This window comes from Aurantivibrio infirmus (assembly GCF_054767315.1).
On record NZ_BAAFSK010000003.1, the window covers coordinates 162,004 to 176,437 of the forward strand.

General features: G+C 41.6%; 14 protein-coding genes. 5 read left to right on the forward strand and 9 right to left on the reverse strand.

All coding sequences use genetic code 11. The features are described 5' to 3' along the window. Positions 1-33: 33 nt before the first annotated feature. Genes nadE through ACYUCY_RS07530 form a run of 4 tightly spaced genes read right to left on the reverse strand, consistent with a single transcriptional unit; the run spans position 34 to position 3,793 of the window. The gene (gene nadE / locus ACYUCY_RS07515) at positions 34-1,020 is read right to left on the reverse strand and encodes an NAD(+) synthase (RefSeq protein WP_460225852.1); all 987 of its coding nucleotides are present in this window, start codon (positions 1,018-1,020) and stop codon (positions 34-36) included. Between the two features lie 6 nt (positions 1,021-1,026). Next, positions 1,027-1,923 (reverse strand): peptide chain release factor N(5)-glutamine methyltransferase, encoded by an 897-nt coding sequence (gene prmC / locus ACYUCY_RS07520; RefSeq protein ID WP_460225853.1) that lies wholly within the window; start codon positions 1,921-1,923, stop codon positions 1,027-1,029. Continuing rightward, on the reverse strand, positions 1,920-3,506 hold the full coding sequence (locus ACYUCY_RS07525) for a class I adenylate-forming enzyme family protein (protein WP_460225854.1): 1,587 nt from the start codon (positions 3,504-3,506) through the stop codon (positions 1,920-1,922). The genes prmC and ACYUCY_RS07525 overlap by 4 nt, the downstream gene beginning before the upstream one ends. Positions 3,507-3,535: 29 nt before the next feature. After that, positions 3,536-3,793, reverse strand: coding sequence for an acyl carrier protein (locus ACYUCY_RS07530; protein WP_460225855.1), 258 nt, complete (start codon positions 3,791-3,793; stop codon positions 3,536-3,538). Between the two features lie 373 nt (positions 3,794-4,166). On the opposite strand from ACYUCY_RS07530, the gene ACYUCY_RS07535 reads away from it, so the two are divergent. From ACYUCY_RS07535 to ACYUCY_RS07555, 5 genes are all read left to right on the forward strand, one after another. Further along, positions 4,167-5,204: a ketoacyl-ACP synthase III gene (locus ACYUCY_RS07535; protein WP_460225856.1), complete on the forward strand. Its 1,038-nt coding sequence runs from the start codon at positions 4,167-4,169 to the stop codon at positions 5,202-5,204. Next, positions 5,204-5,935, forward strand: a complete 732-nt coding sequence (locus ACYUCY_RS07540; protein WP_460225857.1) for an SDR family NAD(P)-dependent oxidoreductase — start codon at positions 5,204-5,206, stop codon at positions 5,933-5,935. The genes ACYUCY_RS07535 and ACYUCY_RS07540 overlap by 1 nt, the downstream gene beginning before the upstream one ends. Before the next feature lie 72 nt (positions 5,936-6,007). Continuing rightward, entirely contained in the window at positions 6,008-6,253 is a 246-nt protein-coding gene (locus tag ACYUCY_RS07545) for an acyl carrier protein (protein ID WP_460225858.1), read from the forward strand. Between the two features lie 5 nt (positions 6,254-6,258). Further along, positions 6,259-7,398 (forward strand): hypothetical protein, encoded by a 1,140-nt coding sequence (locus ACYUCY_RS07550; protein ID WP_460225859.1) that lies wholly within the window; start codon positions 6,259-6,261, stop codon positions 7,396-7,398. A gap of 86 nt (positions 7,399-7,484) precedes the next feature. Beyond that, positions 7,485-8,417 (forward strand): VanZ family protein, encoded by a 933-nt coding sequence (locus ACYUCY_RS07555; RefSeq protein ID WP_460225860.1) that lies wholly within the window; start codon positions 7,485-7,487, stop codon positions 8,415-8,417. A 54-nt stretch (positions 8,418-8,471) separates the two neighbouring features. Here ACYUCY_RS07555 and ACYUCY_RS07560 read toward each other — a convergent pair whose 3' ends face one another. From ACYUCY_RS07560 to ACYUCY_RS07580, 5 genes are all read right to left on the reverse strand, one after another. Next, positions 8,472-10,169: a hypothetical protein gene (locus ACYUCY_RS07560; RefSeq protein ID WP_460225861.1), complete on the reverse strand. Its 1,698-nt coding sequence runs from the start codon at positions 10,167-10,169 to the stop codon at positions 8,472-8,474. Positions 10,170-10,449: 280 nt separating this feature from the next. After that, positions 10,450-11,301 carry an alpha/beta fold hydrolase gene (locus tag ACYUCY_RS07565; protein ID WP_460225862.1) on the reverse strand — a complete coding sequence of 284 codons (852 nt, stop codon included), beginning with the start codon at positions 11,299-11,301 and terminating at the stop codon, positions 10,450-10,452. Then, positions 11,292-12,062, reverse strand: a complete 771-nt coding sequence (locus tag ACYUCY_RS07570) for a serine aminopeptidase domain-containing protein (RefSeq protein WP_460225863.1) — start codon at positions 12,060-12,062, stop codon at positions 11,292-11,294. Before ACYUCY_RS07570 ends, ACYUCY_RS07565 begins: the two co-directional genes overlap by 10 nt. A gap of 36 nt (positions 12,063-12,098) precedes the next feature. Continuing rightward, positions 12,099-13,244 (reverse strand): DegT/DnrJ/EryC1/StrS family aminotransferase, encoded by a 1,146-nt coding sequence (locus ACYUCY_RS07575; RefSeq protein WP_460225864.1) that lies wholly within the window; start codon positions 13,242-13,244, stop codon positions 12,099-12,101. After that, positions 13,241-14,389 carry a glycosyltransferase family 2 protein gene (locus ACYUCY_RS07580; protein WP_460225865.1) on the reverse strand — a complete coding sequence of 383 codons (1,149 nt, stop codon included), beginning with the start codon at positions 14,387-14,389 and terminating at the stop codon, positions 13,241-13,243. Before ACYUCY_RS07580 ends, ACYUCY_RS07575 begins: the two co-directional genes overlap by 4 nt. Positions 14,390-14,434: the final 45 nt, after the last annotated feature.

Genomic DNA, 14,434 nt, shown 5'->3' on the forward strand with positions numbered 1-14,434 from the left:
GACTAAAAAGCCGAACACTCAAATTGTAATTTTTTAAGGCGCCAAAATAGGTCCATCAACAGTTTCTATTGTTAATGCGCGCCAGTGAAGAGGAGCTGTAGTTTTACGTTTATTTTCTATATCTTTATAAATATATTCGGCTGCGTTTAAATCGACTTCCAACGCGCGCGCTAAAAATGCTGAATCTTTTTTATTGTTATAACACCAAAGAGCTACGTCCATTTTTTTATAATCTAGCGAAAAATAAAATTCATCCTGCCCCTGAGGCAAGCTGTAAGTATCGGTAGTCGGTAAACTGTTACACACGTCCGCAGGTAAACCTAGGTGCTCAGCTAAAGCATATACTTGCGACTTATATAAGTGAGCAATTGGTTTTATATCCGCGGCACCATCACCATTTTTTACAAAAAAACCTTGATCGTATTCAAGACGATTAGGTGTGCCAATATCAGCATAATTTAAGCGATCAGCGTGAAAATATTCAATCATTTTTCTGACTCGCTGTTTATAGTTTGTCGCCGCAATAACAGTTAAGTATTCCTGCAAGGCCATTTTTTCTTCGCGCAATTCACCGTCGGGAGTCTGGACAACCAAGTTGAAATAATTTGCCAGCCCTTCACTGCCTCCACTAATCGCTATTTTACTTTTCCAGTGGCTCTCGTATTCTGGAATAGTTCGCTTCATCGCTTCGTCTCGCGATTGATAGCAACCTGCGGCCTCTAGGATCGGTGCAATATTTTTTATTTCGTATTTAATAGCTAAATGTTGGGCTACAACTTCCCCTTTGCTAATACTTTCAGAGGAACTGTCGTGTTCGGGAAGAAGCAAACCATAAACACGATCTTTACCTATTGCCTCAACACAAAGCGCTGCCGATACCGAGCTATCAATACCTCCTGAAATGGCGATAATAAGACCTCGTTTTCGTAAACGCCGTAAATTCTCTCTAATACCCGCGACAATTTTCTTAACGGCCTCTTCGCGATCAAAAGAAAGTATTTCTTGATCCAATATATTCATAATGACTTATCCGACTTTTTGAACGGCGATTACGCGAACAACGCCTTCTTTATCTTCGATCATTTCAAGCGCCTGGTACGCATCGTTTCTATTTAACATTTTAGCGATGGAGGGTCCCTGTCCCGCACCCACTTCAAAAACTAACCAGCCGTTTTCTCGCAGATAGTTCGGGGCTTCACTCATCACTCGCTGTAAAATTGAAATACCAAAGGGGCCACCATCAAATGCCATTGAAGGTTCAAAATCCGAAATTGCTTTTGGCATTTCCGGAACCTTCTTTGAAGAAATATAAGGCGGATTACAGCTGATAATATCAACCTTTTTTAAAAAGTCGTCATTATTAAATGGCTCAAAAAGATCGCCAGAAAAAAAACTGACATCTTGTGACAAACCAACAAAGTCGGCATTTTCTTTTGCGAGAGATATAGCCTCATCAGACAGGTCAGCGGCATACACCGATGCATCCGGTTTTTTATGCTTGTACGCCAAGGCCAAGTTACCACACCCCGTACACACATCTAAAACTAATGGCTTACTATTATCTAAACCAGAAAGTTTTTGCAAAACCGCATTTGCTAACAACTCCGTTTCGCTTCTAGGAATTAGCGCGTCGCGGCTGACTTTCAGCTCAAGCCCGCAAAAATGTTGCCTTTCTGTAAGGTAGGCGATTGGTTCACCCGCGGCCCATATCTCGAGGTTTTTATCTAGAAGCTGAGCTTCTTCGGAAGTAAGTTCGTTTAGTTCAATATTATTTGCAGCGAAAACAGATAATTGCACACCTTGCGCCAAAGACCACAACGCATGGAGTATTGCTTTCGGCGTTTCCTCAGGCTTATCGGCTTGAACTTGAAAAGCTTGCTCAACTTTTTTTAGATAAGTCGAATAGTTACTTGCGGTAGTCATAGCGATTCCATAGCTAATAAAACTTTTTTGTCGATCTTTCCGTTCTGGGATTTTGGCATTTGATCAATCGGCGTAATGAATTTTGGCACCATATAATTTTCTAACTGAGACATACACACCTTTTTATAATAGCCCTCTTTAAAACTCTCTCGTTTGGATTCATCCAAACTTATATAGGCTTTTATCGCTTGTCCCAAAATTGGATCAGGTACACCAATAACTGCGGCCTCTCGTACTCCATCGATACCAAGCAAAACCTTTTCCACTTCCAAAGGGCTAACTTTTTCACCGCGTGATTTAATAATATCGTCCGTTCTTGCTAGAAAGTATAAAAAGCCCTCTTCATCCATCCGAAACCAATCATGTGTACAAAGGTCAAACTGCCCCGCAATCTCACCAGGTACTAACATCTCCGCGGTTTTTTCTTGCTGCTTCCAATAACCCAACATAAGGTGGGGGCCACGAACGTGCAGAATTCCTTCACTCCCTTTTCCAAGGCGCTGTCCATCGGGAGAACGTAAATACACTTCCGTACCAGGTATCGCTTTTCCGACCGAATCACCATGGGTCTCAAGTAGTTCAGGTTCCAAATAACAAGTGCGCTTGCATTCAGTTAATCCATACATCTTAAAAATAAGCGCATTGGGAAAAATTTTCTTGAGGTCTTCCAACCAAAGTTTTGGCAATGCCGCCGCAGTGTTTGTCACGCGAGTCACCGAATCAATACTGAATTTATTCCGCGCATATTGGGCCATCAACATCGAATAGATAGTTGGGACACCTGGAAATACCGTGACTTTCTGTTCGTCGATTCGATTTAAAATTTGCGCAGGGTAAGTAAACGAGCGTTCGAGAACCAATGTCGCGCCTAGCCACACAGACATGAGTAACTGATACAAACCATAATCGAAAGCGAGCGGTAAAACATTTAAAATTCGATCATTTTCGTCGAGGCGTAAATATTCCAAAATACTGTTTAAAGCAAAAATCATCGACTGATGTGTTTGCATAACACCCTTCGGATTACCGGTACTTCCAGAAGTATAAATCAGTGCAGCAAGATCATTCGCTACTGCAGGGCATTGCACGTGAATATCGCAATGCGAATCTAACACCGCTTCAAATCGTGAAATAACCAGCCCATTTGTTTCCTCTAAAGGAAGTGATTTTTCGCCAGAAAACAATACTGCTTTTAAATATTCCGAAGGTACCTTTAACGCGTCCCCGATTACATTTCCCAAATGACTATCCGTCAACATAGCCTTAGCTTCGCAATCATCCAAAACATAACGCAGCTTTTCATATTTAGTCTGTGGGTTAACCACAACGAAAACAGCGCCGACTTTCAGAATTGCGAAAATCCCAACAATACAAGGCCAAGTATTGTCCATATATACCGCGATTCGATCACCACGAACGACAGAATTTTCGATGAGCCATTGCCCGACTTTGTCACTCGCCGAATCGAGCTCTTGATAAGTATACGAATGACCTTCAACGACCGCCGCAACCTTAGTGGCTAGCTTAAGGGTAGATAGAGAGAGGCCATCGTGAAGAAGGCGAGGTAGGGGAACATAATTCATGATATTTACGACTAGGCGCTGAGAAGCTTTTAGCTTAGCTTCTGAGTGACATAAGCAGAAAGGTTATCGACGGAATCTAAATTTTCAGGGATCATTTCTTGATCTTCAACTTTGATATTAAAATCCTGTTCTAAATATACGATCAGCTCCATGATTCCAGTTGAATCGATAATGCCCAAATCCAGCAGTGAATCTTCGTTTTTTAGCGCTGACTCATCATCGGTAAACAAATAGTTTTCAAGTATGTAATTTCGAAGTTTTTGTTTTGTTTCGCTAAGGTTTACCAACTTAAATCTCCTGACCAAAAATTAATTAAATTACTTCAAGCTCGCCTATTCGATTTGCCGTGGAACTCTACGACAAATGATTAAAACCTACCCAAACACATGGTTGCGATACCTAAGTTGCACAGCTCATTTTGGCCGCTGATTGTACGCGATTTTGATTAAATTCGCAGCACTTGATCAGGCTCCATCAGAGCGCTAAATTTAGCCTCAATCTGGGTTTTCCAACTATCCCTTGATTCAAGTTTAATTACCCAAACACAATGACAAGTAGTCGTATTTTTAAACCATATGGTCAACCAGGCATATCCCAATAACTGCATTCGCAGTATCATTGTGGGTTTTATTACAATGCCCAACCTGGATACCCTTGAGCATGGCTAGATCAACGATGAAAGGTGCTCGTATCGCCGGAATTTCGACCTGCGTACCTTCCAAAACAGTTCAGAACGCCGACATGACTGATCTGTTTACAGAGCAAGAATTGCGTAAAATCATCGGAATGGTGGGTATTTCTTCGCGCCATATTTCAGACGGAAAACAATGCAGTACTGATCTTTGTCTTGAAGCTGCTAAGAAATTATTAAGCGAGCTCCAATGGGATAAAGACAGCGTAGATGCCTTAATAATGATCACTCAGTCTCCCGACTACCTTTTGCCCTCCTCCTCCTGCCTGATTCATCGAGATTTGGACTTAAGTGAGGACTGTGCAAGTTTCGACGTAGGGCTTGGCTGTTCGGGTTACCCATACGGACTTTGGCTAGCAAATATGATGCTCGCGTCGGGCCAGTGCAAAAGAATCCTATTGTTACATGGAGAGACGCCGAGTTTATTTACCAACCCCGAAGACCGCGCGACAGCCCTTTTATTTGGCGATGCCGGTTCTGCCACGGCTTTGGAGGCGGATAGCGAGAGCGAAAACAATTGGCATTACAACTTAAAAACTGACGGCAAAGGGTTCAAGGCCCTATTAATTGAAGCGGGCGGGTTTAGAACACGCATTCCGGAAGATCCTTCAAAATACTACGTAAGCATGAACGGTCCGCAGTTGTTCACCTTTACCACGCAAAAAGTCCCTGCGCTAATAGACGAAACGCTGGCTATTGCCAACACTGAAAGTGATCGAATTGATTACTTTATCTTCCACCAAGCTAATCGTTTTATTACCAGACATATCGCGAAAAAAATGGGCGTTGACGACACTAAGATTCCCAGCACGATTGAAGAATTTGGTAATACTGGCGGAGTCTCTGTGCCATTAACCATCACCAAAGGCTTAAAAAAAATCGAGAAAGACAATACCTCTATCATGGCGCTAGGTTACGGCGTTGGTCTTTCCTGGGGAAGCGCACTGATCAATTTAAATAAAAACACAATTCTTATGCACTGTGAATTAGCAGGAAGTGAAATTTAATGTTTGCCGGACGCTGGATTGTCTTAACGGGAGCCTCTTCCGGTATCGGCGAAGCGGCAGCGCAACTTTTACTTGAAAATGACGCAAAATTAATTTTATTTGGGCGCAATGAAGACAAGCTCAACACCTTCAAAAAAAATTACCCCAGCTCTGTCAAAATCTTAGCATCCGATTTAACGGATCTAGAATCAATTCGACCAAAGCTATTCGAGATCGTCAAAGATACTGGGCCAATTTACGGTTTGTGTCATTCTGCAGGCATTTTCGAAATGAAACCGTTTTCGAGCACAAGTCCAGACGTATTAGCAAAAATGCTACAAATCAATTTATTTGCGGGTTTGGAACTTGCCCGCACGATTGCCCATCGCCAGGTGATGCACCCTGCAGGAGGAAGTCTCGTTTTTATCGCCAGCGTTTGTTCTGAGTTGGGAGCAGCTGGCCAAACTGCGTATGCCGCTTCAAAAGGTGCCCTTGTTCCCGCCATCAAATCAATAGCCACGGAACTAGCCCCTAGAAAAATTCGCGCAAATCTCGTATCCCCTGGCCACATCGAAACAGCGATGGCAGCCAAACTCAGTGATAAACAACGTGAAACGATTTTGCAAAAACATCCACTTGGATTTGGCACACCCAATGACGTAGCGCGCGCAATTTCGTTCTTGTTATCTCCAGAAAACAACTGGATCACCGGCACCAACTTATTCGTTGATGGCGGCTATAGCGCTATCTGATTTCTTAAAAGATCATTAAAAAATCAGATAAAATATAAACACAATTTTTAGTATTTTTCGCAAGGTCGTAATATGGAAGCAGTCAGCGAACAAGAAATTTTATTATGGCTCGAGGAGTTGTTCGAAGCATCACCTGGGTCAATTAATATTAACTCGCAGCGTGAAGATATCGAGGCCTGGGACTCCTTAGGTACCCTAACACTAATGGCTGAATTAGATCAGCGTTTCGATATTGCGCTTTCAGAAGACGCGCTAGAAAATTTTAGCTCTGTAACGGCAGTAATTGATTTAATTCGCCAAAAAGGCTTACTCAAATAAATTTTATGAAGCCGCTAACCCTAGAGAAAATTCAAATTCTTATTTCACGGCTGGTAAGCAAAGAAGCCTCAGATCTAGGTGATTATTTTTATCCTGCACAACCGAGACATATTTCAGACATCGTCGAGATGCGCCAACGTATCCTTCCTGACATACCCCCTGAAGATGATTCTACATATATTCAATGGCGATATAGTTTCGCTCCATATGAATCAATCGACAATGCTCTGAACGAAACTCGCATGTGGGTGTTTGAGATAGACAATGAAATACTCAGTGTGGTTGGTGTACATGCCATCAACTTACAGTGCGACGGAAACGAATTCAACTCTATCGCCACTATGGATTTACTATCTCCTTTAGAGCACGAGGGTAAGGGCTTGGGAGCTTGGATTAATTTAAAGCTGCAAAGTTTTGGTCGGCCAGTTTTAGCAATGGGAAGCAACAAAAATTCAGTTAGCATGGTCAATAAGTTTTACGCTCCCATGCCTCACCGAAAAATTTACCGAAAAATTTTAGCTAGCCCTAGCTATTTTTCAAAAAAGATAAAAAACCAATTTTTAGGAAAAATCGTCTCCTCCGCTTACCAAATCTATTTGAAAATTATACTAACATTCGAGCCTACAGGCTGGGATAAAAGGTACGAACTAAAAAAAATAAACCAATTCGATAATAGTCACAACAAGCTTCTCGAAAGACTTCGAATGGAGAAGATATATGTAAAACGAAGTATCACCGCATTAAATTGGCGACTGTTTGAATTTCCCAAAGAGGATGCGCTTGTTTACGGGATTTATTCCAACCAAGAAATACTTGGCTACATAGCCCTTTTAATAGCGAAAACTAAAACGGCAAAGACCGCGACAATAATTGACTGGGGTTACCTGAAAGATACGATTAGCCAAAAGGATTTTGCAATAGCACTTTCTAAAATTCAGCTTTCATTATTAAACGATAGAGTCGGTGATCTTTCTGCCTATGCTTACGACAGGAATAGTGCAGAGATCTTTAAGCGAGCAGGAATTCATTATCGAGATGATACATCCAAAACGTTGAGTATACATCTACCCGAAGCCGCTAAATTCCAGCAATTACAAGAGTATGGGGCCTGGTTTCTTACTGGTTTTGATGCGGACGATGTTTAACTTCAACATTGAACTAGAACCACGGATTTATTAACCCCCACCAACAACACTCTTTTTATCTCTTTATAAACACAAAGTTAGAACTGATGGAATTTTCGTTTTTACACAAAAACAAAAAAAATGGCTACGATCGCTTACTACTTATCGTATTAGTGTTAACCACCCCTCTTCTTTTTCTGGGCGGCCGATTATTACCTGATACCGAGCAGTTTAAATCGCTTTGGAACCTAGGTCATATTCCATTTTCATTAATCGCGGTCTTGTTTATTCACAACCGAATAAAGTTGTTCGGATGGAAGCGTGGTGCGTGGCTTTTCGTGGGAATTTTACTCATCAGTATAGCCATCGAACTAACCCAGTCAGCCATTGGCAGGCAAGCTAGCCTGAGCGATATAGTTCGCAATTTTATTGGTGCAGGGATTGCCTGGTTTTGGCTGCAACCAAAGAATTGGCTAATCTGGCTAGGACGATTGTCTGCACTTACAATGTTTGTTCTTGAGATTCAACAAACAGGAAATATCTTCTATAGCGAGTATTTATACAGAAAACAATTACCCCTAATTTCAAATTTCGAACACTCTTTCGATTTACGTCGCTGGCATGGTGATATTTCAATTTCAAACCAAATCGCTAGCGACGGCAAATATAGTATGAAAGGCGTTTTAGGCCCGCACCTACATGCGAACATTGAATTACAAGGAAGCCCTCAAGATTGGTCGCAATACCGAAGCTTTCATGTCGACATCTACAATGAACAACTAACCGATATTGAAATCATGTTAAGAATACATGATGAGGAGCACGCGTACGGCCCATACCGATGGCGATATGGGGACAGGTTCAACAAGAAACTCTTATTGAAGACAGGCTGGAATTCCTATGATTTGTCGCTTAGGGAGATAAAAGAAGCGCCGACGCGGCGAGAACTAAATCTTAAAAAAATCGCAAACATACAATTTTTTGTAGCTAACCCAGAACAGGATCAAATTATTTATATCGATAATTTACGTTTAAACTAACTTAAAGCGATACATTGCCTAAAGGTAAAAAAGCGCACCACTTCCAGTAAAGGATTAAGGTATCGAATTTGCCCAGGCGAATTCAGTAACATTTCTTCCGTTGCTCAAAGCTCCATTCAATTTATTTGCCGGGCTAGTCCCATCATCCACCACAACATACAATTCAGTCACACCATTTAATTCTTGATCCGCTGAATAAACCAATTGGGCGCTATTTTGAGACCAATCGAATTCAAAAACATCACCTCCAGAAACGAGTGGTGAATTCACCTTTACTGCTCCACTAGAACCATCTGTTGGAACGGTAAAAAGCTCAAATACGTTGGAGGTATTTTCATCAGCGAGATAGGCAACTTGTTGGCTATCAGGTGATATTTTCCATCCACCAGAACTCGCCAAACTACCACCCATTACAAATTGATTGTTCAATTTTGAAAAACCTGTTCCGTCAGGATTCACACTGTATAACTCATTAATCCCAACGACTTCTTGCTCAGCCGAATAAACTACGCGAGAACTATTAGGTGTCCATTGCACTGACTGAAAGCTTCCTCCTGCAGCTAAGGGGGAATTCAGCACCATCCTGTTATTTCCATCTGGTAATACACTATAGAGGTCAAATATCCCTGACGTATTTTGATCTGCGATATAAACAATTCTCGATCCATCCGGCGCCCATAACCACTCCGTAATTTGACCACCAAATGGCAAGGTGCTGTTCAACTTAACATGGCCACTACCATCCGTTAGGACACTAAATAGCTCTACGTTGTTTGACTCGAGATCTGCTTCATATACAACTCTGCGTCCATCACTGGATACTGACCACTCTTGCCTGACATATGCGCCCGAGGGTAATTCAGGATTTAACTTAATGTTGTTAGTTCCATCAGCATCAACGCTGTAAAGCTCGTAAATTTCGTCTAAATTTTGATCAACCTGATAAACAATTTTCGAGTTCGCTCCTTTCCATTCCCAACGGAGAACGTCACCACTATTTTGTATCGAATTATTTAGCTTAACCAAACCAGTCCCGTTTGGAATCACGCTGTAAATTTCGAATTTGTCGTTCACTTCTTGATCAGCACGGTAAACTAAACGTGAACCATCGGGTGCCCAGGATATTGAAGTAACATTTCCACCAGAAACTAGAGCTGGATTAAGCTTTACCCGCCCCGTCCCATTTAAATTGACACTATATACTTCATTGACTCCATTTGAGTCTTGATCCGCAATATAGGCCAGCCTGGAATTATCTGGCGAAACCAAAAAAGTGACGACATTCCCACCACTGGTCATCGTTCCGCTGAGCTTAATTCGGCCGGTTCCATCAGGGTTCACCAAAAAAATTTCGTTTGCGCCAGAATTGTTATATTGACCCGTATACACCAATTGATTTAAGGCTGGCGTCCAAGTAACACCTGTTATTCCGTCACAAGAGCCTAATGCGGGATTTATTTTAACGGTGGAATTTGACAGAGGGTCATATGAAAAAATCTCAAACTCATCATTAGTAGATTCATCGGCTATATAGACAGCGAACCCAGTCGCATTTGAGGTATTCGGTAATGGGTTAACCGCTACTGGCTGCGGGCCGGATACCAATGACGCGGAGGGAGTTTGCGCCGCGGAATCAGAATCGCTTTCTTCACCACCACCACAGCCTGTTAATAGAAGCGTCAGACCCGTAGCGATAGCGCTGATACGTAGATAACGGTTTTTATCTAAAAGCAGTAAGTTTCTATCTTTCATTCCACTCTCTAAAGTCGTCTTGTTGATTCTAAGTTTTATCACAAGATCTAAAAGAACTCATTTATAGACATTTTATCAGGGCATTTGGTATTCCGCTTTTTAAATTCGTGTTCTCCGTCACATCGCGGATAATTCACTCTCAAACGCAATATTTGTAGCTACACTTTATTAGCAAGTAATTTTTTATGTCATTTTTTTGTGTGGACGATCATACAAAAAGTAACGAATCGCTCACACTTTTTGAGCTAATAAAAAATCTCTGTTTTTAGCCAACCAGAGACTAAGCTAACTTCGAGATCCAAGTAGTAATTTTCGACACTATTTTCGTTTGTTGTTCGGGCTCCGTAATAATATGGGAAGCATCTGGCAAATATACAATCTCAAGATTATCTGCAAAATTCACCTCATTAAAGCAATCACGATATTGATTTCGATACCGGTAATAAGGCTCCTTACCGACAAAAGCACAAAGCATTTTTACATTCGATAGCATTATTTTTTTCAATTGCTTAGTGACTTCGGATTTCGCTGGATATTCTGCGTAATCCGGCACTTCAAAATCAGAGTTTTCAACATCTGAATACGCCTTCGAGTCAAGCGCGTTCCGAATTCCCAGCCATTTAGTTAAGCGAACTTTCCAAGCGGAGAGATTGGTGAACCGGGAAAAATAATACAACGCGAAGCTTTTTATGGTGGGGAAGCAGTATCCGTCGATTTGTGCGATTGCCATTATGCGATTATCGATCTCGGCGGCTTTGCAAGCTGTATGTCCGCCCGCACACAAGCCAAAAAGAATGAACTTTTCAATATTTCGATTTTTCTGCATGTAATCCATAACTTCAATAACTTCCTGAACAACAATGTTATCAAAGTCTACTCCTTTGCTACTTCGAGCTTCACTGTCTCCTATGCCGGAAAAGTCAAAACGAAGGCATTGTAATCCTAAATTCTGAGATATATTTCTAGCGAGGGTTACGGACAAACGGCAAGTCCCAACTTTATGCATAACGCCGGAATTCAAAAGCAAGACCGCAATATCGCTTTTCTCTAATTTTTGAGGTTCAGTTAATACCCCCAAAAGAGGCGAAGGCAATCCAATTTTAACAATACTTTCTCGCATGTCTAAATCCATTCACAAACTGCATTCAGGATATCTTGCGGCAATAATATCCCGCCGATATTATCAACATAGTTCCAGTCATTGGGGGACGGGATATTTTGAAAACTAAATTTTGTATTGACTTCCCAATACTTTTTTAACAAATCGGAATTAAGACTCTCATGTGAGACAATTTCGAGCACTCGACATTCAGGAATATTTTCGTTAAGTAAATCAATCTCAGTCAAATTTTTCTGGTAGTTCGCTGACATAGAAAAACCGTTAAAGTGAATCGTAGTATCAGCATCAATATAATTCGATGCCGATTCAGAATCTCTCGCTTCAGCAATCGACGCCTTTAGTTCGTCTAGATACGATTCACCTGAAATGATGGGATCCCAAACAACTAGACGACTTATATCTTTTCGCTCGCCAGCAACAGAGGCTGCTAATAAGGCGCCAAGTCGCAAACCAATTAAACTAACCCTTTCTACGCCGGCCAAATCCTTCAGCTCATCAATTGCGAAGTGTATATTGGCTTGCCAATCTTTGGGTGTCACTTGATTCAAATCCAATGCTGAATCGCCAGTACCGTGATAATCAAAACGCAAAACATGGAAGCCCTTTTGAGCCAACATTGACGCCAATTGGCGAATCGCCCGATGAGAACGCATGTACTCTTGCCCGAAGGGATAACACAACACCACGCCTTCAAATTTGTCTACGCTGAAGCTGGCGGGATGGTAAACTCCCCACAATGGCGAAGAAGAATCTCCAAATAAAAATGCATCCATTAATTCACAATCCAAATCAAACTTTTTTAAAGAACACTATTTATTGAATTTTTCAATAAATTTAGAAAGTCTATTTATGTACCGAATGCTCACACCGGTATGCACAGGAAAGGTAATCAGGCGCTGTGCGAAAGTAGCGGCGTTAACATAGCTTTGGCTAGCGACTGCGACCTCTTTCACGCCTTCGATCTCTAAAAGAGGTACTTGATACATTTTGGTTACTCCCAAACCTAATTCCTGAAACTTTTCGAAAAAGATATCACGTGACTTACCGTCACGACATAATATGGGGTACCTGAGCTTTTTAACATTTCGCCCATCCATATCACCAGCGATAATGTCGAAATCGGGCGCAGAGGAGAATAATTTTTCGTATTGTTCCGTCACATCGTTACTACTAAACTGAAAATATCGACGTAGATTTATTCCCAATAGCCTCTTCCGCCAACTAGGCATTTTCGTAATCTTACTCAACGGCTTGAACACTGTCGCGCCAATGTGAAGAAAGGGAATTTTAAGCAACCAATAATATATAAATGGGATCAATAATGTATTGTAGATCAGCACTTTAAAAATCATACTAATCGGAGTATTAAAACCCTCATCTTTATTTGCTTCGACATACTCTGAGTAATCTGTTTCTTGACAGTTCAAATCGTTTTTTATCAAGAGAAGCCCACCACCAAGAATACTCGCGGGTTTACCTCGTCCAAAGGAAGTAATGACAAAATCGCCATACAGGCATTGCTCGTTTGGTTCTGGATACCACTGCGCATTGTCTTCTAACAAATACGTATAGCTAGGCAACATCGCTCTAATTTCGTTAAGCCTTTCTCTAATGCCAAGGAAATTAACAGCCAACACCGCTACGGTTTGATGAGTAATTTTGGATTGAAGGTCTTCGAGATTAAAACACGGATCGTCAGGGCAAATATCGACTAAGACTGGCTGTACCTTCGCATAAGTCGCCGCCGCAATTAAATCTGGACAACCGTAAGCAGGGACCAAAACTTGTGGATTCGAAATATCCTTGCTTCTCTCTCGAATTAATATAAGCGCTAAGGCCAAAGCCGATGTTCCGGAATCGAGCCAAACAGGTGAATACGAAGAGAACTTCGGCAGAACCCCTTCTCCAAACAAAGCAATTCTATTACCCACGGGAGGTAGCATAGAAAAATTCATCTGGCTGAAGGAGTCCAGGTTGTCATTCTAGTGCCTGCTAAATATCGGCAACTTGCATCAAACAACGCGATATTAACCTGCACGAAAAAATAAATAATCTTAACCACACTATTATTTTGGAGCTTATGGTTGTAATGAGCAGCAATCGCAACTATATAAAACCCGATCTGAGCGATTAATGCTAACGCGTAAATCGAACCTTGATTTGCGACAATTGCTGTTGTCAAAAACAGAGCAATCAAAAACCAAGGGACTAGCCAACGCATCAGCTTATGGCTAATAACTTGAAATGAAAACACGCCGAAAGTAAAAGGATTAAGGACCTCTGCGTGTCTAGATAAAGCGGTAATCCCACGAATAACGGTTCTGATTTTACGCTGATATTCCTTAGCAGGATCTTTCAAATCCTGATAAAAACCTAAAACATCGGGCGCTGTCACCGCCACTAAACCTAAGCGGGCGCAATTTAGCGCAGTGTTAAAATCGCTTGGCGAATGTATATCCCATTCAGCACAGACCTCTCGCCTCGCCGCGAAAAACGAGCCGCTTAAACCTATCAAACCCGCAAGCTTCGACTCTTCCCCCCGCAACCACATTTCGTATTTTACATAAGCGCCTTCGCCCGCGACTTCCCCAGATTGACTTACGAAGCGATCCTCACTGGATACAGCGCCAATCTTGGGGTCAGCAAAATATTCCACGAGCTTAGTCAAGCCATCTTCCGGTATTTTAGTCGCTGTATCGGAGAAAACGATGACATCACCATTTGATTCTCGAATAGCGGTTAGCTGAGCATTTTCTTTACCTAAGCGCTCTTGTGCTCGAACCAAGCGAACGCCACGATCTTCAAATTGTTTAACAATCTCATCAGTTCTATCAGATGAACAATCAGAAGCAACAATTATTTCAAGTGAGCCAGAGTTGAAATCCAACTCAAGTGTGTTCTCTAGTTTCTCTGCAATTCGCTCTTCTTCATTGTAGGCAGTAATTATCAGCGTCAGCGATGTTGGCGCGTTTTTTTGAGATTCATCTTGCAGCTCTCCACTTCTCTCTCTCAACCACACCAGCAATTTTAAACACAGTGGGTAGAAAAAATAGCTGTACAAGGACAGGAAAGCTAACAACCAAAACAGAAATGTAAACATTATGTTTTCCAGATAAGTAATATTTTTATAAACACTTTTTTATAA